Genomic DNA, 26,510 nt, shown 5'->3' with positions numbered 1-26,510 from the left:
TGTTGGACTAGAGCGTGAGCAATATCTGTAGTAAAATTATTCATAGGGAAGTCCTCTTTTCTGTGGATGTGGTCGGTAACTTCATTCTACTAGAAAAGGACTTCCTTTTTTGGTGATCGATCGTTTACACAAACTATTTTATGCTCTCTTTCAGTAAATTGTTGAAATTTAATTTTATATTAGCATATAATGTACTCAGGTTAAAATAAAATTTTAAATTTTAGGGGGTTTATGATGAACGTATTATTTATTTGTTCAGGTGGAATGTCGAGTGCTATCGCTGTGGATGCATTAAAGAAAGAGGCAGAAAAAAATGGGCAAGAGCTGCACGTAAAAGCAATTGGAAGCAGCGAGGTAGAGGATGAAATAAAAAATGACTGGAATGTTTGCATGGTAGCACCGCAAATACGCCATCAATTTAAAAAGATCGAAAAAATTGCGCAGGCTGAAAGTATTCCGTGTGGACAAATTCCTCCAAATGCCTACAATCCTATGGGAGGTAAACAAATGCTTGAAACCATGAATAGCACAGTGAACCAATAAAGGGAGGCGGGCATAATGAATAACTTTGCAAATTGGATGGATGAAAAATTATCTGGACCTATGGCGAGACTGGCCGAACAGCGACATTTGCAGGCAATCAGAGACGGTGTTATTTCAGCGCTTCCTTTTATCATAATTGGTTCTTTTTTCCTGATTATCGCTTCTCCTCCATTACCTCAAAATTGGGGAGTTACAGAATGGGCAAGTAACAATGCAGCAGATATATTAATCCCTTATCGGCTCACGATGTTTATAATGTCTCTCTACGTAGCTTTTGGTATAGGATATAATCTGGCCAGAAGCTACGGGATAGATGCGTTGTCTGGTGCACAAATTGCTGTAGCAGCATTATTACTTACCATCACTCCGCAAATCATAAATGAAACCGAATATGTACTGCCAATGGAGCCGCTGGGTCCAGCCGGTTTATTTGTATCTATGCTTTGTTCTATTTTCGCAGTTGAAGTTATGCGTTTATGCAAAGAAAAAAATGTAACAATTAAAATGCCTCCCCAGGTTCCAACCTCTGTATCACGTTCGTTTGAAGCTTTGATTCCAGTAGCTATTGTAATTGTAGGTATTTCGATAGTAACTGTGTTAATTGGATTGGATATTCATCATTTAGTAGAACAGGCAGTGGCTCCAATTGTTGCTGTAGGTGACAGTTTTGTCGGAGTAATCATTCCAGTATTTTTGATAACATTTTTTTGGTCTTTTGGGATTCACGGGGTCTCTATAGTAGGTACTGTTGCCCGCCCGTTTTGGGAAGTGTACTTGGTGGAAAACTCAGCTGCAGTAGCAGATGGCAGAAACAGCCTTCCTCACGTGGCTCCTGAAACATTTTTCCAATGGTTCATTTGGATTGGTGGCGCAGGTTCCACTTTGGGACTCGTGATTGTCATGCTCCTATTTGCAAAATCAAAATATTCGAAAACGCTGGGGCGTACAACAGCTGTGCCTGGACTATTTAATATTAATGAGCCGATAATATTTGGTGCTCCTATTGTGTTGAACCCTATACTTATTATTCCGTTTGTTTCCATTCCACTTATCTTGGCCACACTTTCTTATATTGCAACCGTTCTTGGATTGGTTTCCGAAACATACGTGATGCCCCCATGGACACTACCAGCGCCTATAGGAGCTTATCTGGCAACAGGTGGAGATTGGCGGGCGATTGTCCTGGTATTTGTTAATATCTTTTTATCCTGTATGATTTATTATCCATTTTTTAAGATTTATGACAATCAGCTGTTAAAACAGGAAAAGAATGAAGAGGAGGAAGAAATAGACAGCGATAAAAAGCAGAAAGAAAGAACATCATAATAAAGTAAAAAGAAAAGAGGGCTAAAAATTATTTTAGCCTTCTATATAGGAGGTTCAATATGCTGTCTATATCTTTTCCTAATAGAAATTTTAAAGTTGTTGGACTGTTAATTTTGCTATTAAGCGCAGGGTTGTTTTTCATATATCCGGTTTTCCAATCTGCATTTGAATCTGACAGCTTGAGCATGTTTTTGGCTATGAGTATAAGTTTATTTGTTTTTTTTAGTATTTTAACGGTGAAAATCGTAAAATTGCAAAACTACTCTTTTTCTAAATTAAGTTGGATTAGTTTTTCTTTAATAGGTAGTATTGTATGTAATTATGTCGTTATTATTATTTTTTAGTAGGGAGTAGGTTTATGGCACAAATATCAGGCGGGTTATCAATGCTTAAGATTATTGAGAGTAGACTGCCGCTTTCTGAGAAAAAAATTGCTCAATATATCCAAGACCATCCTGACGCAGCTGTAACAATGACAGCACAGGAATTAGGTGAAAGCAGTAATTCCAGCTCAGCAGCTGTGGTACGTTTATGTAAATCAATGAAATTATCAAGTTTTCAAGATTTGAAGATGAGAATAGCCGGGGATCTTCAGCAAAGTGATTCATTTGAGTATAGAGATATACAAGTAAATGAACCTGTTGTTAATATCATTGATCAAATGACATATAATACAGTTAGTATGATCAGCGAAACTAAAGATTACATTCAAAAAGAAAAGATAGAAACAGCATTGGAATGGCTAGAGAGCAGTTCCAAAATAATTATTTATGGGATCGGCGCTTCAGGCATAATTGCGTATGATTGTCAGCAAAAATTTCTTCGTGTGGGGTTAAACAGTTATTATTTTGAAGATCCTCATTTAACTCTAACTACATTAGCTCACTGTGGTCCGGACGATTTAGCTATATTTATATCTTTTTCCGGGGAAACGAAGGAAACGATAAACATATTAAAACAGGCGAAAAAATTAAAAGTACGCACCTTAGGTATTACTAAATACGGAAAGAGTTCAATGTCAGATCTAGTGGACTGTGCGATATATTCTTCGCCTAAAAAGGAAGCTATCAGTCGCAGCGCAGCAACTTCAACAAGAATAGCCCAGCTTCATATTATTGATATTTTATTTATGAGCTATGTCTCTAAAAACTTTCAAGAAACCATAGACAGTATAGATAAATCTAAAAAATTAGTGGAAAATGATAATGATTAGAAATTATTAAGCGAGTAAAGACGTGTTTACGTTGTACTCGCTTTTGCTGTTTGCTTAAACATGTTTTTAGCTTAATATTATAGGGTGAATATTATCCATAATATTCCTTTAATGAATAACTATTGATAAGATGAAAGAATATAAATAAGAATTTTTCCAATTGGAGGAATCATAATGAAGGTAAAACGGATAATAACACCGGTCTCCTCGCTATTGGCTGCAATCATAGCTGGAGGTTTGGGGATCGGTTATGAATTAGGAATGCCAGTAATATCTGCTGGATTTATAGTAATCTTTATTCTGATGGCTGCTTGGGGTACTTCCTGGATGAGTGCTTCGAAAAAGTAGCTAGTACGAGGTACATAATGATTTATCAAGAGGAAATTATAATAATGTCTACACTTTTAAAGTATCTAATAGCGCCTAAGAAGCCTAGGGCTTCACTTCTGGAGAACCACAGTCGTGCTTCATAATTAAAAATGATTGGGCTAAATCAGGGGGATGGGAAGTGTGAGAGATAAGGCACGGGGAACTTTTGAACATATTTTTGCTCAAATTAATACATATGATCTTATCTTTTTGCTCCCAATGGCCTGGCTGTTTTCCTATCTACCAGTAAGTGGTCTATGGAGTATTGCAGTTATTCATTATTATCTTTGTTGGTATTGGGTTATTTTACGTTACGCATACGCTTGTAGAAGCAAAAAAGCGTAGAAAAAGTAAATGATTTGTCTAAAGAAAGATGTGTATTGCGATAACGTTTCAAGCAGTATAAGAAGAGGGGAGAACGAGCAAGTATATTTCGTTATTGTCTTTTTATAATTTCTCTATTTATAAAGCTAGATAGGTAAGAAAAGCGACATGTACGCTTTGGCTTACTGCTATATTTTCTAGACTATTACCTCTCTCGAACTTATTTAGTAATGTTTTTTTAATGTGCCAGCTTAAGACTAGTCAGTTAATTTGGCTTATAGAAAATTTATTTTAACATTAAAATAAATTTTAATCGCTACTTACATTTAACTAAAGAATAAAAAACTAATGCTTTTAAACCAACAACATAAATACATAACTGAACTGAATATATACTATTGGAAATGCTTGAATTGGAAAATCTTTATATGGTTTTATTGAAAAAACATATATCTTACAGTTGGATAAGTGACTTTTTCTTAATCAAAATGGGGAGCCAATGCTATAATGAAAAAGAATAATATATTCGCTGGCTCGCTAATAGCTTTCCTATAATTTTTCAGAATGGATGAAACGAACCTGCCTGTGGTTCGTTCTTTTCTGTACTTGGGGGTGATTGATTGAAACAAAAGATGAATATGGGCTCTGTCATTGGCGGCATTTTTCTTACGGCCGTTATTTTTTTCAATATCTACTTAATTATTGTCAAATCCTCTCTCGTTGCCAATTTGTTATCGGTTCTTGCCATTGGTTTACTGCTTATCATCGTGATTCCGTTCTGGGTGCTGCTGATCAAACATAATTTTAAATCATGAAGCACAAAAAAGCTGTCTCCCTTTTAAAGAGACAGCCTTTTTGTGGTGGTTATTCATCCCTCTGTCCGGTGTTTCTTACCCACCGGTTTTCTCCTGGTACCATGGGAGAGTCGTATGAAGACGAGGCTTCGTTATCGATATACATGTCCTGCATATAATTGAGACTTTGGTGCAAAATGACTTCAATGTGGCGATAATCCCCGGTGACTTCATTGGTGTAATTCGAGACGATGAAATAATCGCCGTTGGATAATTGGTACACCAGCGACTGTTCAAACGAATCGAACGTAAGCACATGATTAGTGTGATTAAATATTTCGTTCATGCGCTCATGGTATTGCTGAAAAATCGTGCGGCATTCAGAAGTGCCGCACGGCCGTCGCTGGTCTTCTGAAATGTAGCTTTCAGTGCGCAGGATGTGCTGGCCGTTTTGCGTTTGTTTCTGAATAATGGGTTGATACCCCAGACTGCCGCCGCCGACAATGGCAACATTAGCGGCATCGGCCGGCGTTTCCAGTGTAGCCCACACTGCTGATGCAAATAGTAGGCTTAAAATAGTAGTAGTGAGCATCTTCATACGCTCTCTTCCCCCCTTTTCAAAAATGTTGCTTAAGTATAACGAAAATGAAATAAAATGAAAACCATTTATTGTAATAAAAGTAAAATTTAATTACTTTTTTATTTTAAAAATTATTTTCGGACCAAACGAACAGCTTTAAAGACTTATAAGAAACCTGGTTGACTGGTGTCTGCCAATTTTGATGTTGATGAGACTCTGCATATTTAAATTATTTATCAGGTTAACCTAATAAATAAAGTCAAAATTTCTAAAAGGATGAAGTATAATGGAACTACCACATTCTACTTGAAAAGGGGAAAAGATATGGAATATCGGGAGTTTTTAGAAGAAATTGTCGGTATTATCTGGGGCAGGGATGCTGGAAATATTTCAGCCGGGGAAGAGGAGTACAAGCATACGTATCATGCTGAATTACTGAATATCATAGAAAAAGGTTATACAGAACAGGAAGCAAAAAATATTATTATAGATAAAATTCGGGACGATTATAAAGAATATAATATTGATGAATTTTTAGACGATACAGCAGAGAAAATCAGGAAGAAAAAACAATAAAGTAACATTAAGCGATAAAATATGTTATGGTTTATTATAATGAACGTTCAATAAATAAAGGGGGTTTTCCATGAGAGGTGTATCGAAAAAAGAGGTTATATTGAACACTGCAGAAAATCTCTTTTATCAGCACGGGTTTCATGCTGTCGGGGTTAAAAGTATTTTAAATGAAGTCGGTGTGGCCCCTATGACGATGTACTATCATTTTCATTCTAAAGAAACGTTAATTGTGGAAATACTGAAGCGAAGAGAGCTGCGGTATTTTGATTTCTTACAAAAGGAAATTGATAGAGACAATGGTCTCGCCGCGTATGCAGAAACCCTTATCAAAGCGCATACAGACTGGATGAAAACAGACGGATTGAACGGGTGTCTGTTCTTAAGAGCGAAGCAGGAGTATGAAGGGGTGAATGAGGAAATTGCCGCCCTGAGTAAGGAGCATAAAAAAACCCTGCAGCAAAAGATTGAACAGGAGCTCAAAACCTTTAATTCTTCCAAGCAGGCCGGAACGCAGCTGGTAATGATTTTGGAGGGCATCACTTCAACGGCTCAGGTTATGGCCATGGAGGAAGTGGAAGAGGCGGCTTTCCGTATAGCGAAGAACATGCGGGCAGACAGCCAGTAATAATGGCCATAGGCATCTATGGTAAGCCTTATGGCTCTTATTTTTAATATTTATTGAATGAACAATCAATAAATAAGCAAAAAGGAGCGAACGAACATGAATGCGAATAAATTAATACTTGCCGGCCTGCCTATGATTGCAGTTACTTACGGGCTGTCCCGGTTCAGCTACGGGCTGATGCTTCCCTATATTAATGAAGCAATTAATATGACTCAATCTACGAGCGGGATCATATCCTCTTTATCCTACGTGGCCTACTGTATAGCGATTGTCGCAGCGATGGTATTTTCCCGGACGGTGGCTTCGAGGCTCATTTTAGTGACGGCGGGGGCTTTGTCGGTCGTTGGACTCGGTGTCATTTCTGTTTCTTTGACGCCGGTGGGGCTTGGCGCAGGAATATTTTTAGCAGGAATGAGCACGGGGTTATCCTCTCCACCGTACGCCAGTATTGTAAATACAAACGTCGAATCCAACAGGCAAAACCAGGCGAATGCCTGGATTAATTCCGGCACAAGCATAGGTACGGCTTTCACTGGGGTGGTTGCAATTATGATGGTGGACAGCTGGCGTGCAACATATGTGATCTTTATGATTATTGCTGTTATGGTGCTTGCTGCCAATTATAAAGTACTTCCCCGTACGCAGGCGTATGGAGAAAAGAGTCCGACTGGGTTCGTGAAGCAGGAGTGGAGGCAGTCTGTGCAGCTGATACTGGCCTCGCTGCTTTTGGGAGGCTCTTCGGCGGCGTACTGGACCTTTTCGCGGGATTTTATAGTGAATTTAGCCAGCGTACCTGCCTATCTGGGGGACTGGTTCTGGGTTATCATTGGTTTGGCAGGCTTGTTGGGCGGCACCGCCGGTATCTTCATTAACCGGTTTGGTATTATGAAGGCGTTCAGGATGTCGGTAGTGACGTTATCCACCGCCTCTTTACTTTTGGGAGGCTGGCCCGGCAATTCTATCGTGGGGATTTTATCTCCGTTTCTATTTGGGAGTTCTTATGTTTTCATCACGGGAGTTTTAATCGTTTGGGGGGTGTCGGTGTTCCGGACAAATCCATCTATTGGGCTGGGGCTTCCGTTTTTAGTGCTTGCCCTGGGCCAGGCTGTTGGATCTGTTGTTTCCGGCATCCTCGCTGGCCTGTTTGGATACCATATGCTCTTTCTTGCCGCTGCAATGATTGGTTACGTTTCATTGGTTTTTCAATACAAAACCCGGCAACATTTCAGCCGTGCATATTATTCATGAATTTTCTCTCTATGTTTTGCTTCGCGCGGCCATATGAAATACGTAATGGAAATAACTAAGTCAATCATCACGACGAGCGACCAAAGTTTAATAGTGCCGCTCAATGCTCCGGTTCTGCCTGCATCATTGACAAGGAAAATTACTACCCACAAAAGTCCCGTGCCTAAAACGTACGCCAATACGTGCTTGAGCCAGTCCTTAAAGTACTTTCGGGAGTATGCATAGCCGTAAAGCCTGGAGGGCTTGCTGCCCTGTCTCATAATATAATACCTGAAGCGTTCGTCGGCCCATCGGATCATATGCTTTCCAAAAACAATGGAGACCGCGATATAAATAGCAGCAATGGCATGAGCCGTGGTCGCGGCTGCTCCTCGTAAAAGGTCTGCTGAAGCTGCAATCAAAAGAATCAAATCCAGTACGGGGGTTAAAGCGAGAAGAAACAGCCCTAATCTCGGTAATTGAAACACGTAGCGAGCGATTAACCCGGCGGCAATAACAACCCAAAAGGCTATTTCGATCCCAATAATCAACAGCAGGATGAAATTCATTGATACTCCTCCTTCAGCCAGGAATGCACTTCGGCACGAATCAGTTTGATGGCATCTTTATTGTCTATGCGGTCAGGAGTTAACAATTTATGCAGTGCCAGACCGTCAACCAGAGCATGAGCGCGCATTGTAGTGAACTCTAGAGGCAGATCCTTCTGGAGCATTTGTTTTTCATTTAAATGCTGTAGGGATTTTTGAATGAGCATACGTATCTCGTCTCCCATAGAATTTGTTCCTGCCTGATGGATTTCGTACTGAAAAGCCATCCACACTTCCATGTCCGCGTACCGGTCATCATCTAAAGGAAGAACCGCAAGTATCGCCTGGATGATCCGCTCCTTTTCGGGTAACGTTTCTTGCCCAAAAATCTCCTGGATTCGTTGGCTCACCTTATGATTTACTTTTTCCATAACCGCATCCAGCAGTGCACTATGGGTGGGATAGTAGTAACGGATCTGTCCCGGCGTCATTTTCGCCAGCTTTGCGATATTTCTTACCGTCGCGCCTTTCGCACCGCTGTTCACAATGGACTGCCATGTATACTCAATAATCTGCTCTTTTTTCTTTTTGTGGTCAATGAGTTTTGGCATCGTACACCTCAATACTTAGAAATTAATGCAAGTATAGCACTTTTTAATACAAGTGTGTTAAAAAGAAAAGCATTTTCTGGAACATTCTGCAAAACAAGTCTCCAGGTTCAAATGAATAATGGTATAGTGGGCATATAAAAGCATTGAATACTTAAGAAGTGAACTAAAAGAGGTGTGCAAATGAAAAGCGAGAAAGAAAAAATGATGGATGGAGAACTTTTTCTCCCGCACGATTCGGAGCTTGCAGCGGAACGGCTCCAAACGAAGCTGCTGCTCGAAGACTATAACTCCATCAGTATACGCGGAAAAGAAAAAAGCAAGCAGATACTACAGGAAATTGTAGGGACGATGGGAAAGGAAGCCCGTATCGGGGCGCCGTTCTGGTGTGATTACGGCTACAATATCCACCTTGGGGACCGCTTTTTTGCCAACGTCAACTGCGTCATGCTCGACGAGGCGCCAATTACGTTTGGCGACGGAGTAATGCTAGGGCCCGGGGTACACATATACACCGTCAATCACCCGATGGGGGAAGCAGCACGGGCTACGCTGCAGGAGTACGGTTCGCCTGTGACGATAGGGGATAACGTGTGGATCGGGGGAGGAGCCATTATTAATCCCGGCATTCGCATTGAAGACGGCGCAGTAATTGCTTCGGGAGCAGTCGTTACAAAGGATGTTTCTGCCCGGACGCTTGTAGGTGGTAATCCGGCCGGTTTTATAAAACGGTTGGACCAATAAAGCTGTGCCCGGAAGAAGGGTATATCTTTATAATGTGTATATACCGATATGGTTTTTACGAATACGATGAAAAATACGGAAATTCATTTTTAAACTGACACTTCAGGCAAAATAATAAGATCCCCTGGAAGCACAGGCGATCTTCATCATTTTATATAAAAGCATGTTTTCAATTTACCCGGCAAATGTTCGAACAAGAAAATATAAAAATGAAGGGACAATCAAACAGCCTAAGCCTGTGTAGAAAGTAGCAGTCATGGCTCCGTAGGGAACAAGCTTGGGATCAGTGGCAGCTAAACCGCCTGCTACCCCACTGGTCGTGCCCATCAACCCTCCAAAAACCATCGCTGACCGTGGGTTGTCTAAGCCAATAAGCTTTGCGAAAAATGGTGTGGCGATCATAACGAGAATAGACTTTACCAAACCGGCGGCTATGCTGAGGGCGATAACCTCTGAACTCGCTCCCAGGGCTGTCCCAACAACCGGACCGACAATATAAGTAGCAGCGCCGCCGCCAATCGTAGTAATCTCGACTGGATCGGTGTAGCCAAATAATAGTGCAATTACTACCCCAATGAGAAAAGAAACGACAATGCCGGCAAATAAAGCAACAATACCGCTGAAGCCAGCTTTTTTAATCTCCTCAATACTAGCTCCAAAAGCTGTAGCTACAATAGCCAAGTCCCTGAGCATAGCACCTCCCATAAGTCCAATCCCTGAGAATATCTGAATATCGGCCAGACCGGATTCTCCGCCTGTAACAACCCCTCCAATATAGGCCAACAAAAGACCTAAAAGAATAGCGATAGCAGACCCGTGAAGACGCCCTTTTGTAAGCTTGTCAGAGAGAAAGTAAGAGAGGTACATTGTGATGCCGACGACAGCGAAGGCAGTAATCAGCCCATTTTCTGCTAATATGGATTGCAGTGAGTCTATCATTAACCATTCCTCCTCTTATTTAAAGATCTTCTTCGTCACGTATTCTTCATCTTTTTGCTGGCCTATTTTAGTAATTACCGGTACGAGGGCAAAACTGGCAGCAACCGCGAGCACACCGGCTGTGATTGCCATGGGCCCTCCGGAAATGGCTCCTACTACGTTTTGCTGAGCAGACATGGCAATGACAATAGGGATGTACATGGCACCCCAGAAAGCCATTCCGTCTTCAGATTTCTGGGTGATTTTTTTGTTTCGCTTTAAATAATCGACGATAAGCACAAGGAAGACCATCGAGATTCCGACACCGCCAATATTTGCATCTACCCCCATCACTATTCCTAAAAGATCTCCAAAGTAGACACCGAGCAGCATACAAAAAGCCAGTAGAGCTACACCAAAAATAACCATGTGATCGTCTCCTTAATAAAAATTTTAAAATCAGTAAGCGCTTACAAAAATGTTAAAAAAAATATTGTCGACAATCTACTGTTTGCTTTATAATAAAATGCAAGTAGTAAGAATGCAATAACAATTCAAAAATTTTTGAAAATAAAAATTTAGGAGTTTTTATTATGAGCTCAATAGACCTATCGAATAACGCTCTTTCTCAAAAGATTGCTGAGCATATTTCAAAAAAGATTATAGCCGGCCAGCTGCAGCCAGGACATAAGCTGAATGAAGCTTTTTATGCTGAAGCGTACGGTACAAGCAGAGCTCCTGTAAGAGAAGCAATCTTTTTGCTTACAGTAGATGGCCTGGTAGAAAAAATCCCGCGCCGGGGAGCGGTGGTAAGAACTTACACAGAAAGCGAAATTTATGATTTACTGGAAATCCGGAACAATTTAGAAGCATTAGTAATGAAAAGGATCATGGCTAACGGTACTGACACAAATACATTAGAAGAGATGAAGCGTATCCTTTCAGAAATGAAAAACATGGAAAGAGAAGAAGAGTATACGCAGTTGAACCACTCTTTTCACATGTGCATGGTTATAATGAGTGGAAGCGAAGTTATTAAAGAAACCTACACCAGGCTTGGCCAACCCTTGTTAACCATACAAAATCTATCTTTTTCGCTGAAAGGAAACATCGAAAAGTCTATAAGAGAACACGAGGAACTCTTAAAATTACTTGAACAGCAAGAGTGGCACAAAGCCGCTGATTTATTAGAGACCCATAACGCTGACGTAATAAAAAATATAAAGGAAAATGTATTTAAAACATCTTCTAACGAGACGTAAATTAAAGTCTCGTTAGAGAATTGTCGACAATCGACTATATAGAGGTGATACTTTGAGCATAGTGTTTTTATGTCCCGGCCAGGGCTCCCAAAAATCAAATATGTTAAATGAGCTGCCAGATCAAAAAATTATTAATAACACCATCGAAGAAGCAAGCGATGTTTTGCAGCTTAACGTCCGGAATCTTGACAAAGAATCGGCATTATCCTCAACCTACGCTGTCCAATTAGTATTATTTATTTGGAGTATAGCTATGGGGGAGTTGCTGAAAGAGAGCGGCGCAAAGCCCCATTTTACAGCAGGGCATTCCGTTGGAGCTTTTACTTCCTCTGTACTATCGAATGCGCTGCCATTTAGTAAAGCACTAACTTTAGTGGCAAAAAGGGGGGAGTTAATGGAAAGTGAATTTTCAAGTGGTTTTGGAATGGGAGCTGTGAATGGGATGACGGAAAGGCATGTGCAAAGTATCATATCCTCGCTCTCATTACAGGAAAGTGTGTTTATCTCAAATATTAACTCGAACACACAAATAACCATTTCCGGGACGATACAAAATGTTCAGAAAGCCCTGAAAGCATTGTCGAAAGCAGGCGCTTCATCTGCGAAAATGCTTAATGTAAAGGTGCCTTCCCATTCTCCGTTTATGGAAAGAATAGCTGAACAGATGCGGCTAGAGCTGGAAAAAGCTTCTGTACAGAGAGCCAGCATTCCCTATGCCGCCAATGTCTCGGCACGAGCTGTAACGGATCCGGAAAAAATAAGAAAGGATCTGTCAGAGAGTATTAAAAAGCCGGTGCGTTGGCATGACGCTATGTGTATGTATTATGAGAGGGGAGCCCGGCTTTTTATCGAGCTTTCCCCGCGATCAGTGTTATCGAATATCATTAACCAGACCTTCACAGATGCCAGAGGATTATCCATTCAAACGCAGGGAGCAGACAACTGTCTGGAGCTTATAAAAAGATACAATTAATAATGAATTAGTATAGAGGAGGTCCAAGCTATGAATACTTCAACAATTACTTCCTGGACAAAAAGAAGAGATGCTAAAAATGAAACAAAAGAAAAAATGAAAGCGATTACCGGAAATAAAATTATTCCTACGGAAAATATTGTAGGTGCCCTGGAATACTTAATTAAGCCAAAGGACAAGGTCGTGATGGAAGGAAATAATCAGAAACAAGCATCTTTTTTGTCTGAGGCGCTGATGCATGTGAATAAAAATAAGGTCCACGGCCTTCATATGATTATGTCTAGCATTTCAAGACCCGAGCATTTGGATCTTTTTGAAGAAGGAATTGCTACAAATATAGATTTCGCGTATGCAGGGCCGCAAAGTCTTCGAACAGCTCAAATGATAGAGGACGGGACCATGAAGGTAGGCGGCATTCATACGTATATTGAACTGTACGGTCGTTTGTTTATCGACTTAACCCCAAATATTACGTTGGTGGCTGCAGATAAAGCAGACAAACACGGGAATTTGTATACAGGGCCTAACACTGAAGAAACGCCGACATTGATCGAAGCTGCTGCATTTCGTGATGGTTTTGTAGTAGTGCAGGTAAATGAAATTACAGACGAACTGCCACGGGTAGACATACCAGGGTCATGGGTGGATTATATCGTTGAAGCGGATAAACCGTACCAATTAGAGCCACTGTTTACAAGAGACCCCCGGCATATTTCAGAAATACAAATTTTGATGGCGATGTATGCGATAAAGGGCATTTACCAAAAACACGAAGTTCAGTCACTAAATCATGGTATTGGGTTTAATACTACAGCAATTGAACTGCTGCTCCCTACCTACGGTGAGAGTCTCGGCCTGCGTGGGAAAATATGTAAGCACTGGGCCCTGAATCCTCATCCCTCTCTTATTCCTGCTATTGAAAGCGGCTGGGTCGACAGCGTACACTGCTTCGGGGGAGAAGTGGGGATGGAGAAATATATAGAACAGCGTCCGGACGTGTTTTTTACTGGCGCAGATGGTTCTATGAGATCCAACCGGACCTTGTCTCAATTAGCAGGACAGTACGCTGTGGATATGTTTGTCGGCTCCACACTCCAAATGGACAGCTACGGGAATTCCTCCACCGTAACCAACGGAAGGTTGTCAGGATTCGGAGGCGCTCCGAACATGGGTCATGATCCTGGAGGCAGAAGGCATGCTACTCCGGCATGGCTGAACATGAGAACATCTGAGGACCCACTGGCCAAAGGAAAAAAGCTGGTAGTTCAAATGGTGGAAACGCACCAGTCAGGGAATCAGCCGGTGTTTGTTGATTCTCTAGACGCAGCGGAAGTGGCAAAAGAATCCGGCCTGCCTAACGCTCCGGTAATGATATATGGAAATGATGTCACCCATGTTGTTACGGAAGAGGGTATTGCTTATTTGTACCGCTCGGACAGCCCGGAAGAAAAGAAAGATGCAATTTCAGCCATTGCCGGCATTACACCGCTTGGAAGACAAGCTGACAAGAAAACAACAGAAGCACTAAGAAAGAGAGGCATTTTAGCTCTTCCAGAGGATATGGAGATTAAAAGAAGCCAGGCAAGCCGTTCTCTGCTCGCAGCAAAAAATATTGATGAGCTGGTGGAGTGGTCGGATGGCTTGTACGAGCCGCCTGAAAAATTTAAAACGTGGTAGGGAGGACAAACAAATGAAATGGCAAAGCGCGTCGGAATGCGGTGAAATGCTTTCAGAAGCAGCCACGCAGGCTTTAATTCAGGAAGTGGCTCTCTCACCCAAGCCTGGATTAGTGGACAAATACCAAAACGGTTCGCACACGGACCTGAATTACAGGCTGATGTACCGTTCCGCAGAAGCATTGCAGAATTCCTTTTATCATATTGCCAAAAGGGCTTATGAGGCTGAGTTAAATCAAGCGCTGCGAGAGGATATTGGTCAAATTGGGCGGGTTGCGGAAAAGAATATGTTTCTGGCTACCGAAGGAGTAAATACACACAAAGGAGCTATTTGGGCGCTTGGTCTTTTTACTGCCGTCATGGCTTCGATGAACTCAGAAGAAATATCCCGAAAAAGACTGGCCAGGCTGGTCGGCGGACTGGCACTTCTTAAGGATCCCAGCGCAGGAGCGGCTAAAACCAATGGGAGACAGGCAGAAATCCAATATAATATTTCTGGCGCGAAAGGGGAGGCTGGGTCTGGATTTCCTCACGTGACGGAGGTAGGGCTTCCAATGCTTTGGAACAGCAGAAAAAAAGGGTTTACAGAGAAAACCTCCCGCTTGAACACTTTAGTTGCCATTATGGCTTCCCTTTCTGATACCTGTGTGCTGCACCGGGCAGGCTCTGAGGCGCTTGCAAGTATGCATGACAAAGCTTCCCTGATCCTGTTATCGGGGGGAGTGGCATATAAAGACGGACGGGATCTATTGCTGGAGCTTGATAAAGAGCTTATCGAAAAAAACGCTTCGCCGGGGGGATGTGCTGATATGCTGGCAGCCACGCTATACATTGACGCTGTATGCTTCAACTCATTAAAAACTTCTAATGACTTAAAATATTTGCGGAAGGAGAAACATATCCATGAATACACTCACGCTGGAGTATCCCGCTAGTAAATCTATTCAAAAAAAAGCTCACACAGGCATTGTTGGTTCTGGGGACCTGGAAGTATTGATGCGGCCTGCTGCTGGCGAACAGAGCACTGTGGAAATAAGAACGAGTTTAGACGGATTTGAAGACATGTGGAGGTATGTGCTTGATCGATTCATGGAAGAAAACGAGCCGGCAGTTCATATCCAAGTAAACGATTTCGGCGCTACCCCCGGGGTAGTAAAGCTTCGACTTGAACAAGCACTAGAGGAGGGAAACGATGAAGTTAACCAATAAACAGAGCCTCACAGACTTAAATGCAAGAGACCGGGTGCATGCTTTATTAGATGAAAATACCTGCGAAGAGCTGTTGGGCCCTTTCGATGGAATAGAGTCTCCACACCTTCCGGCTCAGGGAATCGTACCACAAAGTGATGATGGAGTAGTGATTGGCAAGGGCTTACTGGAAGGAAAAAGAACCGTTATAATTGCGACAGAGGGCCAATTTCAGGGCGGGGGTATCGGGGAAGTAGCCGGGGCAAAAATTGCCGGAGCCCTGGAGCTTGCTTTGCGTGATAATCAAAACGGCCTTTCTACGCAGGTAGTTCTGGTTCTGGATACAGGGGGCGTCAGGCTCCAGGAAGCAAATTACGGTCTACTGACGATTGCTGAAATTCATGCAGCAATAATAGCGCTTAGGGAATATGTACCTGTAATCGGTATTATTCCTGGAAAAATCGGCGTATTTGGAGGTATGGCCATTAGTGCCGGCCTGTGCAGTAAACTTATTATGACTAAAGAAGGCAGGATGTGTTTAAACGGGCCTGAAGTTATTGAGCAGGAAGCAGGTATTACGGAGCTTGATTCTTCCGATCGGCGGTTGGTATGGAGAGTTATTGGCGGAGAGCAACGCGTAAAAACAAATTTAGCAGATGCATTATCTGAAGATGATATCGATAGTTTCAAAGCGAAAATAAATGCCTTATTCACAAGCGATTCTGCAGAAGAACCCAGAAGCAGGCAAATATACCGTTACAGGCAGATTGTTAATCAGCACGATCCCAGTAAGAGAATCCAGCCTGAAATTTTTAGAGAAATAACTCATTCCAATAATAGTAGCGTGCAGAAAAACTCTGGCCCTGTTAACCAGTCTGCTGAAAGTAGGGGAGAAAAGTGGTTTGAGGTATTTACAGGAAAAAATGCCGCCCATATGGAGGAAATTCCTTCTGTACTATACGGAAGCGGAAAAGTGGGAGAGCAAGAAGCTTGTTTTTTAGCGGTCGTTCCAAATGCAGAAGCAAAATACCGCAGGGCCACAGACGGAGAATTTGGACTTGAAGAAGGATGGAAACTAGCGGAATACATTAATAGTATTGTTGAAGAAGACAAAAATAGTCTGAAAAGGCCTATTGTAGCCGTTGTTGATACACCAAGTCAGGCCTATGGCTATAATGAAGAGATGGCAGGTATTCATCTTTCTTGTGCAGCCGCTGTAGATGCCTATGCCACAGCCCGTATGGAAGGACACCCCATCATAACGCTGATAGTGGGGAAAGCTATATCTGGAGCTTTTCTTTCCCATGGAATGCAGGGAAATAGAATAATTGCCTTAGACGATGACCACGTTCAAGTACAGGTAATGTCTAAAGAATCGGCAGCACGGGTTACCCTGCGGACTGTTGAAGAAGTAGAGCGGGCGTCGGAAACTGTTCCAGCTACTGGCTATGATATTCATTCCTTTAAGAAGCTGGGGGCCCTGGACGAGCTGGTGCATACAGAGTCCCCGGGAACACCGGATGTAAAAGATAAGGAATTGATAGAACAACATATTCTTTCCCAGCTTGCAGACGTCCAGGAAAAAGGGTTAGATATTAATCACCGCTGGAAGACAGCCCAGGCAGTGAAAGAAGGACGCATAGCTTCCATCAACGTTCGGGAAAAGATGGAGGAACAATGGATATAAACGTGCATGATTTAGTAAAAATTAATGGAGCCCAGGCGCTCGAGACAAGTGAACCTCTTCCTGCCTGGGCAATTTTTTCATTAAAGAAAGCTCCCTATGTCGTTGTACGAAGAGCTGAGATTGTGAATAAGAAAATTCCGGTCGGGATACGTGGTGAAAACCGGGCTGAGCGAATGGCGGCCTGGGTAGATGAAGAAAATGCAGAAAAGGTTATCCCACCGGAAGAGATTATTCATCAGAAAATGTGGAAAGAATTAGAGGGAAATAGAAGAGTACTGCCCCAGATAGAAGCGATGCTGGCTTTGGACAAGCTGCTCCGAAGAGAAAGATTGGCCTGGGGCCCGGGCGGCAGTACAGGGTTTGAACTGGTGTCAAAAATGAATACAATAAATATGCACAGCGATGTAGACATTATTATTCGCGTTGATGAACAAAATATAAAAAAGATGGAAACTTTAAGAGAGAAAATTCAAAACCTTTCGGCACGTGTTGATGTACTGCTCGAAGCTGAAATCGGAGCTATAGCGTTAGAGGATTATCTAGGAAAGCACTCAAAAATGTTAGTACGTACCAAAAATGGACCCAGGCTCTTTGATAGAGAAAAAGTATTTTAGTATAGCAACTTCTCCTAAATATTCTTTCAGCTACTCGGAATAAATTAATTGAATACTGGGTTTATAAGCCTTATAAGCACCATAACTATTGGGAAGCCGTGGTACCTATTTTGGATTGGCGGAGTCGATTACTCATTTTATGTTCCTCTAATTTATATTTGAAAAGCGCCCGCCCTTCCTTGATTTTCACCGGTTTTGGGTTATTAATTAGATCTGTAGACAGGGGGTTTACGCTGTAAATGCGGCGGGAATCACTTATTTTAACGTTAATAAGAAGGTTTCTAGAGCAATTAGTTCCATATTTTGAGCCGCTGTGAAAAGAGGAAGGAGCCCCCGTCGTGGATAATCAAAAACCAAGAGTAGGTTTTGTGTTTTACGGAGCCTTAGTGATACTGCTTATCATGGCGATTGTCGGAGTCGCAATTCCGCAATCGTTTTTTAACGCAAGCTCTGTTGTAAGGTCGTTTGTATCGACTCATTTTGGATGGTACTATCTTTTAATTGTATCAGCATGTGTACTTTTATGTATTTATTTTATTTTCAGCAGATATGGCAACATTCGTCTCGGAAGACCGGAGGACCTCCCCGAATACAGCTATCCCACCTGGTTTGCGATGCTGTTCAGCTCGGGTATGGGAGTCGGTCTTGTGTTCTGGAGCGGGGCGGAAACAGTGTCGCACTATGCCACAAGCGCCCCGGAAGCAGATGCAGGAACGGAGCAGGCGCTTCTCGATTCAATGAGGTACATGTTTTTGCATTGGGGCATACATCCATGGGCGATTTATGGGATTACAGGTATTTGTTTTGCCTACTTTACGTTCCGCCGAGGTGCGCCCGGCATGGTAAGCGCCATGCTCAGTCCGATTATGAACGAAAAAGGCATCGGTGGAAAAATTGTAGATATTATCGCTCTGATTACAACAGTCTCGGGGATTGCCACCGTCCTTGGTATTGGCGTAACACAGGTTTCCGGTGGTATGTCCTATTTGTTTAACACCCCGAACAACTATACGATGCAGTTGATAGTCATTGTTGTTATTACTGCCATGTTTTTAGTGTCAGCGTATACGGGCTTGAACAAAGGAATTAAATTCCTGAGTAACGCAAACATATATTTAACGATTATTTTGTTTGTCTTAATGCTTTTTGTCGGCCCAACATTATTTTCCATGAATTTGTTTACAAATACACTCGGTACGTATTTGCAGACGCTTCCGCAGATGAGCTTCCGAATCGCTCCCACATCTGAAAATACAAGAGAGTGGATTAATACATGGACGATTTTCTACTGGGCCTGGTGGATCTCATGGACGCCTTTTATAGGAATATTTATTGCCCGTGTGTCGAGAGGGCGTACTCTGAAGGAGTTTACGATCGGCGTCATTTTGGTACCATCAATTGTCAGCTTCGTCTGGTTTTCGCTGTTTGGCGGGGCCACCTTAAACGTACAAAGCAGCGGTATGGCAGATATTGCCTCGCTGGCTCCCGAAGAAGCGATTTTCGGCGTATTTGACCAATACCCGCTCAGCACCGTTATGTCCACAATTGCACTTTTGTTAATTGTTTCTTTCTTTATCACTTCGGCTGACTCCGCTACATTTGTACTCGGCATGCAGACCTCCAACGGCTCGATGAACCCTTCTGCTGTGGTGAAGTTCATCTGGGGGGTCATGCTTTCTGCTACAGCGGCCGTGCTGCTGTACTCGGGAGGAATTAATGCGCTGCAAAACGTCATGATTATATCGGCCCTTCCATTTTCCATTGTGATGATATTAATGGTGTACTCGCTGTTTAAAGCACTCCGGGAAGAAAAAGACGTGGAAACAAAGGATAAAAGCAGAAATGCCGATAAACCAGATAAGGCTTCCTGAATTGGCAGCTGGAACTCCTAATAATATTGGGAGTTCTTTTTTATGAAAAGCTCTTTTTATAGTTACAGCCCAAACTTTGCCTGCTTGTTTCTTCAGCTTCTTCATATGCTTACGTTCCGAGTGCTGCTCGGCTTTCTTCCAAAAATAATATAAATGCAATACGACATATTTTTCGCTACTTTCTGAAACAATGAAGCCCATCACAGGCAAGATAATGTAACCTAATTTCGAAAAAAGGCAATGTTATATTATAAAAAACTGATACGTTTGGAATGCCCTATTTATGGAAAAAGGTGGTTGTGAAATGAAGGAGGAAAATCTATCATGAAGCGTATTTCAACATGGACTATCTTTATAATAAGTGCTGCCGGTCTGATTCTGGCGCCAATCGGAGCTGTGGCTTCCAATAGCAGCGACGAACGAGAAGTATTTCAGACGAGTATACATGATGCCGTAGGGTCAGAGCTGGCAGCGACAGGCGGGGATCCAGCGAGGGGCATAGCGATCACGCGGGCCGCCCTGAATGCGCAGGGGTATTTTTTGACTATTGAGGCCATGCCTGGGCTAAATACGTGGGACCTGCTTGCTGAAAATCAAAAGACTGATAGCAAGCCCCCCAACCAGAAGCGGAGTCAAACATCAACAGATGAAGATCAGGCAGTGATAGTCTCTTCAGGTGAGGAAGCCATTAACATAGTTAAACAACAGGAGGACGTTGGCGAAGGCATCCGGCTTGATGACCTGGGCGGCGTCCTCCGGGAAGATGAACAGGGAGCTTATTACACGGTCCAATTAACTTCAAAAGCCCTTTCAGAAGCCGGAGGCACAGGAACCGTAGATCGGTTTAAAGTCTACCAGAACGGGGATTATATCTCTGTTTACGGAACAGAAGAGGAAACCACCAACGATCGAGAGTGAAGCTCTTATCAAGAATTTCAGAAGACGACAAAAGTCTTTATGTTTAGTGAAAAACATGAAGGCTTTTTTACGTGATCTAAATAGATAATTAAAAGCCTCGGTTTTGAAAACGGTATATGTGTCAGTCATGTTAAAGTTTGATGATTTTTAACATTTTCAAACAATGTTCACAGCAATAACAATTGAAAACGGATATGATGATGGTACACAAATGTGACTGACGTGCCATTGTATATGTGGGATGAACCGACCAGTGGGTGTGTATCATTTAATTGCTTCACAGAAGAATACATAAGGAGGGAGTGCCGGTGATTCCTGAAAAACGACAAAAACAAATCCTGGCCTGGGTAAAGCAGCATGGATCCGTCCGCATTGCTTTTTTGAAAGAAGAGCTGGGCGTATCCGAAATGACCATTTACCGGGATATCCAAAAATTGATTCAGGATGAAGAAATTGAACGGGTGCCTGGAGGTGTCAAATACCTTCAGCCTTCGGTGCAATCAAGACAATGCGGCGTCTGCTTTCAGGAATCATTCTCGGTTCAGGCAGCGCAGCTCATGCATGCTGATGGATCGATGGCTCATTTCTGTTGCCCGCATTGCCTGCTGATGTTTATGGCCCATCACGGCAGCGAAGAAGAACAGGTGATAGGGCGTGATTTTCTGCGGGGGACCACCATGAATGCGCGCCTGGGTATTTTTTTAATTGGAGCCGATGAATGCTTGCATTGCTGTGCCCCACAGGTATTACTATTTCAACATCAAGCTCAGGCAGTCAAATTCCAAGCAGGATTTGGCGGGGAATTATACGATTTCTCTCAGGCTGTGACAGCTGTCGCTTCGGCAATGTCCTGCTGCACGCCGGACCCCGGCCAGAATTAGAGAAAGAACGGACGCGGAGCAACTTATACTAGGAGGAAGACATGAAACAACAGAGGAGCCAAAAGAATAGAATGAACCGGCAGCATCATCACGTGTTCTGGCGGTGGCACTTTTATGCCGGTATTATATTGACGCCAATCTTGTTAATGCTGGCCATTACGGGAGCGACCTATTTGTTCCGCGGCAATATCGAACAATGGCTGTATCAGGACTATGTAGAGGTGGCCGCAGAAGGAGAGAAACAGGAAGCCTCTGCGATTACCGGCGCTGCCATGGAGGAGCACCCTGACGGTACGGTGACCCGCTACCAGCCGCCGGCCGGGGAGGGCGAAGCGGCAGAAGTGGGAATGACCAACGCCTCTGGGGAGGGAATGACGGTGTTTGTGAATCCCTATACCCTGGAGAGCACCGGCACACTGATGGACCAACACCGGATCATGGACCGGGTTGAAGAATTACATGGAGAACTAATGTCTGGTACCGCGGGAGACCGTATTGTGGAGACCGCTGCCTGTTGGACCATTTTTATGCTGATCAGCGGCTTGTATCTCTGGTGGCCGTCCCGACAACAGATGGCCTCCCGGAAAAGCTTTCTGCCGGGAAAATCGAATAAAGACCGTGAGAGACGCAAGCGCTGGCACTCGGTACCGGCCTTTTGGATTTCCGGCGGCCTGGCCTTCTTTTTGTTGACCGGAATGCTTTGGACCGGCTTTTGGGGAAACGGGTTTCAGCAGCTGACGACTAGCCAGGGCATTGGCTATCCGCCGTCGACCTGGGTCGGAGACGCTCCGGTGTCCGACCAGGTTACCGAAGAAACGGGGGATGTTTCCTGGGCTGCCGAGCAGATGCCGGTGCCGGAATCATATGCAGACAACAATTATGAACAAATATCGATCGACCGGGTCGTAGACCAGGCGGAACAAACCGATGTGACTTCCGGATACGATGTGTTTTATCCTTCTTCGAGTGAAGGGGTCTACACGGTATCTGCTTTCCCGGACCAGGCCCAGGAGGAAGTCACGATGCATATAAATCAGTATACTGGAAGTCTACTAGCGGATTACAGGTGGGAACAGTATCCGCCGCTCGCCAAAACGATGGCCATGGGTATTACCATCCATAAAGGTCTGCAGTTTGGCATCTGGAACCAGCTGGCCGGGCTCTTCATCTGCCTGGGACTGATCGGGATGATCCTGAGCGGTATCTGGCTGTGGTGGTCCCGGCGTCCGGAAGGTCAGCTTGGAGCGCCGAGAAGCATGAGCAGCTGTGGAGGTTCCGGGGGTTTGTCGTGCTTATCATCGGCTTTGGGATCCTTTTTCCTCTCTTCGGTTTATCGGTATTAATTATCTTTGCGGTTGATCGGCTGGTGATTCGCCAAAGCCGGCGTTTACGATCATTTTTCTATGCCTCATAAGAAGGAGCAGTAATAATGAAAATCATGCTTTGGGGAATAACCGTCCTGCTGCTGGCAAGTGGATGCTCAGCGATAGATGCTAGTAACCATGAGGATTACGGAACCAGTGCTCCTGCTAGTTTATACATTCATACGGAAGAAAACGTGGCGCCAGGAGATGCTGTTCCTGTGCAGATTCATTTACTTCAGAATGAGCAGCCGCATTCGGTTCAGGGAGACGTTAGCCTGACAGTATATGACGCCGAGCAGGAAAAGATTGAGACAAAGAGAGCGGACTCATCGGGTGAGGGCGTCTATACGGCTTCCGTACGGGTGCCGGACGACGGCGTTTATACGTTCGAAGCGGAGTTAAAAGAACACAAAAGCGAGCTGCAGACAGCCAAACAAGTGGGCGTAGGGGATTTAACCTCTGAGGAGCAGGAAATGCTGGGAGGCGGACACGAATCAGGGCACAGCAGCAGTCATCATTAGTAAAGAGGACGTTTTCCCAGGAATCACTCTTATCGTTTAATACCCACACTGGCGGCCAGCTGCTATAGCTGGCCTTCTTTTTTGCCATTTTAAAAATTTTAGGGAAGAATGTACGTGGGAGCGACATTGTAGACATAAGCGTCAATCATGGAATTAACCGCATACCCGATCATGGAAAGGTCTGGCAGGAGTATCCGCTTGCATAATACAAAGCACCCGCCAGGACGGCTGCCATAAATGCTTCTGTTTTAATCAGTCGCTGATTCACACTCTTCGTCTCCTTGTCTTCAAGTTTTGGATCGAACAGCAAGATAGTTCATTTTTATAAATGAGTATAGATTTAGTATACAATTGCTTTTTCGAACAGTATATTGAACACATTAAGATTATTTACAGCCTAGACGGCTATACATTTTTGAGGTGGTGGTTCAAGGTGAAGAATAAATTCGTGCGGTTTCTGGCATATTTTCTCATTGGAATGCTCGTGGGCGTATTATTGCTACAGCTGGTAAATTAACGAGCAGGTAATAACTAAACATTGAAAACATTGATTGGTGTCTTTTGTTCGAATAACATTCACTAATATAAGTGCGGACAAGTTGGAATGATGTTAAAGTCGGCCCCTTTTCCTTATAATGAAAGAAAAGATACAAAAGGGGTGCTGTATGAATAAAAAACGGTGGTTTTTTAGTATAGCGGCGGTTATTCTGCTGGCAGGCGGCTGGTATTTGTACCAGGCGTTTACGGCTAATGAATATGAAGAAGTGGTTGCTACGGAGCAATCGGAATTGCAGGGGGATCTGGAAGGGATGGAGCAGGCTACGTTCGCTGGAGGGTGCTTCTGGTGTATGGAGCCGCCATTTGAATCCCGTTCCGGCGTCGTCAGTGTGGTTTCCGGCTACACGGGCGGCGAGGAGGAAAATCCTACGTATGAAGAAGTATCAGGCAAGCAGACAGGACACCAGGAAGCAGTGCAAATTACGTACGATCCGGAGCAGATCAGCTACGAGGACCTGCTGCAGATTTTCTGGCGCCAGATTGACCCGACGGATGACGAAGGGCAGTTTGTGGATAAGGGAGAGCCTTATTTATCGGCAGTGTTTTATCATGATGAGGCCCAGCGCCAGGCAGCGGAAGCCTCGTTAATGGAGCTCGAAGAGTCCGGCCGGTTTGATGAAGACATTGTAACCTCCATTGAACAATATGATACGTTTTACAAAGCAGAAGCCTATCACCAGGATTACTATAAGAAAAACCCGGGAAGATATGAATATTACAGAAATAATTCCGGGCGCGATGCCTTTTTAGATAAGGTATGGGGAGAGGATAAAGAATATGAGGTAAGCACGGAATCCCCATTTGCCGTTGATGATAAAGAAGCGGCCGTATCGGAACTGAACAGCATGCAGTATGAAGTGACGCAGGAAGACGGAACGGAGCCTGCGTACGATAATGCCTACCACGATAACGGGGAAGAGGGTATATATGTTGATATTGTATCCGGTGAGCCTCTCTTCAGCTCGCTTGACCAGTATGATTCCGGAACAGGCTGGCCAAGCTTTACGAAACCATTGGAGCTCGCAAATATTACGTATGAAGAAGACACCGGTATTCTTGGAACGAATGTGGAAGTTCGCAGCAAACATGCAGATTCACATTTAGGACACGTTTTTCGAGACGGACCTGAGCCGACAGGCCTCAGATACTGCATGAATTCAGCAGCGATGGAGTTTATCCCGGCTGACGAACTGGAAGGCACTGAATACGAAAAGTATGCGGACGATTTTAAATAGCAGACCAGAAACTCTCTTTGGAATAGGTTCAAGCTTTTCAAAAGCAAACCTTCCTTAAGTGTTAAAGAACATTACAGCAATGAATTAGATTAAACGTTTGGGATTGATATTCCTGTTAGGCGTTGTACTGTTGAGGCCTCTAATTTGAGTGGAGAAAACTTTTGACTCGCCGCCGGCGCTGATGAGTGATAAAAATTGGCTGCATTCGGCTGTTTGAGACGAATTACCACCATTTACGTAGGGCCTCCTGGCTGGAGTGGTCTATTGCCTGAGTAACTAAATTGGTTGAACTGACAAAATACAGCGTGTGTGCGCAAGAGTTTGATTCATAAATAAGATTCTTACAAGAGTAACACCTGAACAAATAAAGAATTAGCAGAAGAGGGAAATTTTCCTAAAAGATGTGTAGGGATCTCCTTTGAGGATAGCGATCAAAGTGTTTATAACAATGCCTGTCTACTCGACATAAAATAAGCTCAAGGGTTGCCTTGGTGTTTCTTATAATATATAATGAAATTAATCAAATAAGGGAATGTTTTCTAGGGTTCCGCAGTTCAGACTGGCTGGTCCGAGAGAAAACACACGGTTCTTGTAGAACACACCGTGCACACGGAAGGATAAAAGCCTGGGAGATGCTGTTTGTATACAGCTGTCTCCCGGGCTTTTTTTGATTTGTGAACGAAATAAAGAAAAGGAGGCACCATTAAGATGAACGGAAACTGGATCAAAGTGGTGATTGCCGCGATTTTTGAAGTAGGCTGGGTTATTGGATTAAAGCATGCCGAGAGCGTCTGGACGTGGGGCGGAACGGTGGTTTGTATTATCGTCAGTTTTTACCTTATGATCATGGCAGGCCGAAAACTGCCAGTAGGCACGGTTTACGCTGTATTTGTCGGACTCGGGACAGCAGGGACAGTATTTTCAGGAATTGTCTTTTTTGGCGAGGCATTCAGTATAATAAAGATCGTTTTAGTTATGCTGCTTTTGGCCGGCGTGGTAGGTTTGAAATTGGTGACGACGGAAAGCAAAGAGAAAGGAGCTGATTCTTAATGGCATGGGTGTGGCTCGTGTTAGCCGGATTATTTGAAATGTTTGGTGTGATGATGATCAATCAAATGCATCAAGACCGGCGCTGGAGATCCTTGGTATGGTTAATTATCGGATTCGGGGCAAGTTTCTTTTTTCTATCTGAAGCCATGAAGACCCTGCCAATGGGGACGGCCTATGCAGTGTGGACAGGCATTGGAGCAGCCGGAGGTGCGCTGGCAGGGATGATTTTGTACGGGGAAAAGAAAAACTGGCAGCGGCTCTTGTTCATCCTTATGGTGTTAGGCGCAGCAGTAGGACTGAAACTCGTTGCTTAATCA

At 43.5% G+C, this 26,510-nt stretch carries 30 protein-coding genes, 1 pseudogene and 1 riboswitch; of the genes and pseudogenes, 25 read left to right on the top strand and 6 right to left on the bottom strand.

What is annotated here, in order from left to right; translation table 11 throughout:
• The first annotated feature begins 234 nt into the window (after positions 1–234).
• The 6 genes and pseudogenes from CHL76_RS14255 to CHL76_RS14235 all read left to right on the top strand — a co-directional run bounded on the left by CHL76_RS14255 (position 235) and on the right by CHL76_RS14235 (position 4,590).
• Positions 235–543 (top strand): PTS sugar transporter subunit IIB, encoded by a 309-nt coding sequence (locus CHL76_RS14255; protein WP_094908889.1) that lies wholly within the window; start codon positions 235–237, stop codon positions 541–543.
• 15 nt (positions 544–558) lie between these two features.
• Positions 559–1,869: a PTS sugar transporter subunit IIC gene (locus CHL76_RS14250; RefSeq protein WP_094908888.1), complete on the top strand. Its 1,311-nt coding sequence runs from the start codon at positions 559–561 to the stop codon at positions 1,867–1,869.
• Positions 1,870–2,227: 358 nt separating this feature from the next.
• Positions 2,228–3,082 carry a MurR/RpiR family transcriptional regulator gene (locus CHL76_RS14240; protein ID WP_094908886.1) on the top strand — a complete coding sequence of 285 codons (855 nt, stop codon included), beginning with the start codon at positions 2,228–2,230 and terminating at the stop codon, positions 3,080–3,082.
• A gap of 174 nt (positions 3,083–3,256) precedes the next feature.
• Complete coding sequence (locus CHL76_RS17130; RefSeq protein ID WP_158219190.1) at positions 3,257–3,430, top strand: hypothetical protein; 174 nt, start codon at positions 3,257–3,259, stop codon at positions 3,428–3,430.
• A gap of 153 nt (positions 3,431–3,583) precedes the next feature.
• A pseudogene (locus CHL76_RS17485) lies at positions 3,584–3,809 on the top strand (DUF6007 family protein).
• A 586-nt stretch (positions 3,810–4,395) separates the two neighbouring features.
• Complete coding sequence (locus CHL76_RS14235; RefSeq protein WP_079476712.1) at positions 4,396–4,590, top strand: hypothetical protein; 195 nt, start codon at positions 4,396–4,398, stop codon at positions 4,588–4,590.
• Positions 4,591–4,639: 49 nt separating this feature from the next.
• Here the strand turns inward: CHL76_RS14235 and CHL76_RS14230 are convergent, their stop codons facing one another.
• Positions 4,640–5,167: a hypothetical protein gene (locus tag CHL76_RS14230; protein ID WP_094908885.1), complete on the bottom strand. Its 528-nt coding sequence runs from the start codon at positions 5,165–5,167 to the stop codon at positions 4,640–4,642.
• 306 nt (positions 5,168–5,473) lie between these two features.
• Between CHL76_RS14230 and CHL76_RS14225 the strand changes: the two genes are divergently transcribed.
• The 3 genes from CHL76_RS14225 (at position 5,474) to CHL76_RS14215 (ending at position 7,598) form a co-directional block, all read left to right on the top strand.
• Positions 5,474–5,725, top strand: coding sequence for a hypothetical protein (locus CHL76_RS14225; protein ID WP_079476710.1), 252 nt, complete (start codon positions 5,474–5,476; stop codon positions 5,723–5,725).
• A 70-nt stretch (positions 5,726–5,795) separates the two neighbouring features.
• Positions 5,796–6,350, top strand: coding sequence for a TetR/AcrR family transcriptional regulator (locus CHL76_RS14220; protein WP_079476709.1), 555 nt, complete (start codon positions 5,796–5,798; stop codon positions 6,348–6,350).
• 96 nt (positions 6,351–6,446) lie between these two features.
• Positions 6,447–7,598, top strand: a complete 1,152-nt coding sequence (locus CHL76_RS14215; RefSeq protein WP_079476708.1) for an MFS transporter — start codon at positions 6,447–6,449, stop codon at positions 7,596–7,598.
• Here the strand turns inward: CHL76_RS14215 and CHL76_RS14210 are convergent.
• Together CHL76_RS14210 and CHL76_RS14205 are read right to left on the bottom strand one after the other, a co-directional pair.
• Positions 7,589–8,146: a hypothetical protein gene (locus tag CHL76_RS14210; protein WP_079476707.1), complete on the bottom strand. Its 558-nt coding sequence runs from the start codon at positions 8,144–8,146 to the stop codon at positions 7,589–7,591. The genes CHL76_RS14215 and CHL76_RS14210 overlap by 10 nt on opposite strands.
• Positions 8,143–8,736, bottom strand: a complete 594-nt coding sequence (locus CHL76_RS14205; RefSeq protein WP_079476706.1) for a TetR/AcrR family transcriptional regulator — start codon at positions 8,734–8,736, stop codon at positions 8,143–8,145. Before CHL76_RS14205 ends, CHL76_RS14210 begins: the two co-directional genes overlap by 4 nt.
• A 180-nt stretch (positions 8,737–8,916) precedes the next feature.
• On the opposite strand from CHL76_RS14205, the gene CHL76_RS14200 reads away from it, so the two are divergent.
• Positions 8,917–9,477: a sugar O-acetyltransferase gene (locus CHL76_RS14200; RefSeq protein WP_079476705.1), complete on the top strand. Its 561-nt coding sequence runs from the start codon at positions 8,917–8,919 to the stop codon at positions 9,475–9,477.
• Between the two features lie 174 nt (positions 9,478–9,651).
• Here the strand turns inward: CHL76_RS14200 and madM are convergent, their stop codons facing one another.
• Complete coding sequence (gene madM / locus CHL76_RS14195; protein WP_079476704.1) at positions 9,652–10,416, bottom strand: malonate transporter subunit MadM; 765 nt, start codon at positions 10,414–10,416, stop codon at positions 9,652–9,654.
• A gap of 15 nt (positions 10,417–10,431) precedes the next feature.
• The gene (gene madL / locus CHL76_RS14190) at positions 10,432–10,824 is read right to left on the bottom strand and encodes a malonate transporter subunit MadL (RefSeq protein WP_079476703.1); all 393 of its coding nucleotides are present in this window, start codon (positions 10,822–10,824) and stop codon (positions 10,432–10,434) included.
• Positions 10,825–10,988: 164 nt separating this feature from the next.
• Between madL and CHL76_RS14185 the strand changes: the two genes are divergently transcribed.
• From CHL76_RS14185 to CHL76_RS14130, 12 genes are all read left to right on the top strand, one after another.
• Entirely contained in the window at positions 10,989–11,657 is a 669-nt protein-coding gene (locus tag CHL76_RS14185) for a GntR family transcriptional regulator (protein ID WP_094908884.1), read from the top strand.
• A 61-nt stretch (positions 11,658–11,718) separates the two neighbouring features.
• Positions 11,719–12,630, top strand: coding sequence for an ACP S-malonyltransferase (locus CHL76_RS14180; protein WP_233133443.1), 912 nt, complete (start codon positions 11,719–11,721; stop codon positions 12,628–12,630).
• A 30-nt stretch (positions 12,631–12,660) separates the two neighbouring features.
• Positions 12,661–14,307 (top strand): malonate decarboxylase subunit alpha, encoded by a 1,647-nt coding sequence (gene mdcA / locus CHL76_RS14175; RefSeq protein ID WP_079476700.1) that lies wholly within the window; start codon positions 12,661–12,663, stop codon positions 14,305–14,307.
• Positions 14,308–14,320: 13 nt separating this feature from the next.
• Positions 14,321–15,241, top strand: a complete 921-nt coding sequence (locus CHL76_RS14170) for a triphosphoribosyl-dephospho-CoA synthase (protein WP_158219189.1) — start codon at positions 14,321–14,323, stop codon at positions 15,239–15,241.
• A complete protein-coding gene (locus CHL76_RS14165) occupies positions 15,210–15,515 on the top strand; it encodes a malonate decarboxylase subunit delta (protein ID WP_079476698.1) in 306 nt (101 codons plus the stop codon). The genes CHL76_RS14170 and CHL76_RS14165 overlap by 32 nt, the downstream gene beginning before the upstream one ends.
• Entirely contained in the window at positions 15,499–17,181 is a 1,683-nt protein-coding gene (locus CHL76_RS14160; RefSeq protein WP_079476697.1) for a biotin-independent malonate decarboxylase subunit beta, read from the top strand. The genes CHL76_RS14165 and CHL76_RS14160 overlap by 17 nt, the downstream gene beginning before the upstream one ends.
• Positions 17,172–17,795, top strand: a complete 624-nt coding sequence (locus CHL76_RS14155) for a malonate decarboxylase holo-ACP synthase (RefSeq protein ID WP_079476696.1) — start codon at positions 17,172–17,174, stop codon at positions 17,793–17,795. The genes CHL76_RS14160 and CHL76_RS14155 overlap by 10 nt, the downstream gene beginning before the upstream one ends.
• A 338-nt stretch (positions 17,796–18,133) precedes the next feature.
• Positions 18,134–19,666, top strand: coding sequence for a BCCT family transporter (locus CHL76_RS14150; protein WP_261764001.1), 1,533 nt, complete (start codon positions 18,134–18,136; stop codon positions 19,664–19,666).
• A gap of 324 nt (positions 19,667–19,990) precedes the next feature.
• Complete coding sequence (locus CHL76_RS14145) at positions 19,991–20,584, top strand: hypothetical protein (protein ID WP_079476695.1); 594 nt, start codon at positions 19,991–19,993, stop codon at positions 20,582–20,584.
• A gap of 308 nt (positions 20,585–20,892) precedes the next feature.
• Entirely contained in the window at positions 20,893–21,465 is a 573-nt protein-coding gene (locus tag CHL76_RS14140) for a DeoR family transcriptional regulator (RefSeq protein WP_158219188.1), read from the top strand.
• Positions 21,466–21,506: 41 nt separating this feature from the next.
• The gene (locus CHL76_RS14135) at positions 21,507–22,808 is read left to right on the top strand and encodes a PepSY-associated TM helix domain-containing protein (protein ID WP_094908881.1); all 1,302 of its coding nucleotides are present in this window, start codon (positions 21,507–21,509) and stop codon (positions 22,806–22,808) included.
• A gap of 86 nt (positions 22,809–22,894) precedes the next feature.
• A complete protein-coding gene (locus tag CHL76_RS14130; RefSeq protein ID WP_094908880.1) occupies positions 22,895–23,350 on the top strand; it encodes a hypothetical protein in 456 nt (151 codons plus the stop codon).
• Positions 23,351–23,448: 98 nt separating this feature from the next.
• Here the strand turns inward: CHL76_RS14130 and CHL76_RS17480 are convergent, their stop codons facing one another.
• The gene (locus tag CHL76_RS17480) at positions 23,449–23,523 is read right to left on the bottom strand and encodes a hypothetical protein (RefSeq protein WP_371862280.1); all 75 of its coding nucleotides are present in this window, start codon (positions 23,521–23,523) and stop codon (positions 23,449–23,451) included.
• Between the two features lie 492 nt (positions 23,524–24,015).
• Here CHL76_RS17480 and msrA point away from each other — a divergent pair, with 492 nt between their 5' ends.
• The 3 genes from msrA (at position 24,016) to CHL76_RS14115 (ending at position 26,507) form a co-directional block, all read left to right on the top strand.
• A complete protein-coding gene (gene msrA, locus CHL76_RS14125) occupies positions 24,016–25,143 on the top strand; it encodes a peptide-methionine (S)-S-oxide reductase MsrA (protein ID WP_094908879.1) in 1,128 nt (375 codons plus the stop codon).
• A gap of 528 nt (positions 25,144–25,671) precedes the next feature.
• A riboswitch (guanidine-I (ykkC/yxkD leader) is annotated at positions 25,672–25,777 on the top strand.
• A 74-nt stretch (positions 25,778–25,851) separates the two neighbouring features.
• The gene (locus tag CHL76_RS14120; RefSeq protein WP_094908878.1) at positions 25,852–26,193 is read left to right on the top strand and encodes a DMT family transporter; all 342 of its coding nucleotides are present in this window, start codon (positions 25,852–25,854) and stop codon (positions 26,191–26,193) included.
• Positions 26,193–26,507: a DMT family transporter gene (locus CHL76_RS14115; protein WP_094908877.1), complete on the top strand. Its 315-nt coding sequence runs from the start codon at positions 26,193–26,195 to the stop codon at positions 26,505–26,507. Before CHL76_RS14120 ends, CHL76_RS14115 begins: the two co-directional genes overlap by 1 nt.
• Positions 26,508–26,510: the final 3 nt, after the last annotated feature.

It is taken from the genome of Marinococcus halophilus, from assembly GCF_002265875.1.
In the GTDB taxonomy this organism is placed as follows: Bacteria; Bacillota; Bacilli; order Bacillales; family Marinococcaceae; genus Marinococcus; species Marinococcus halophilus.
This window is presented reverse-complemented; position numbering and strand designations above follow the sequence as displayed.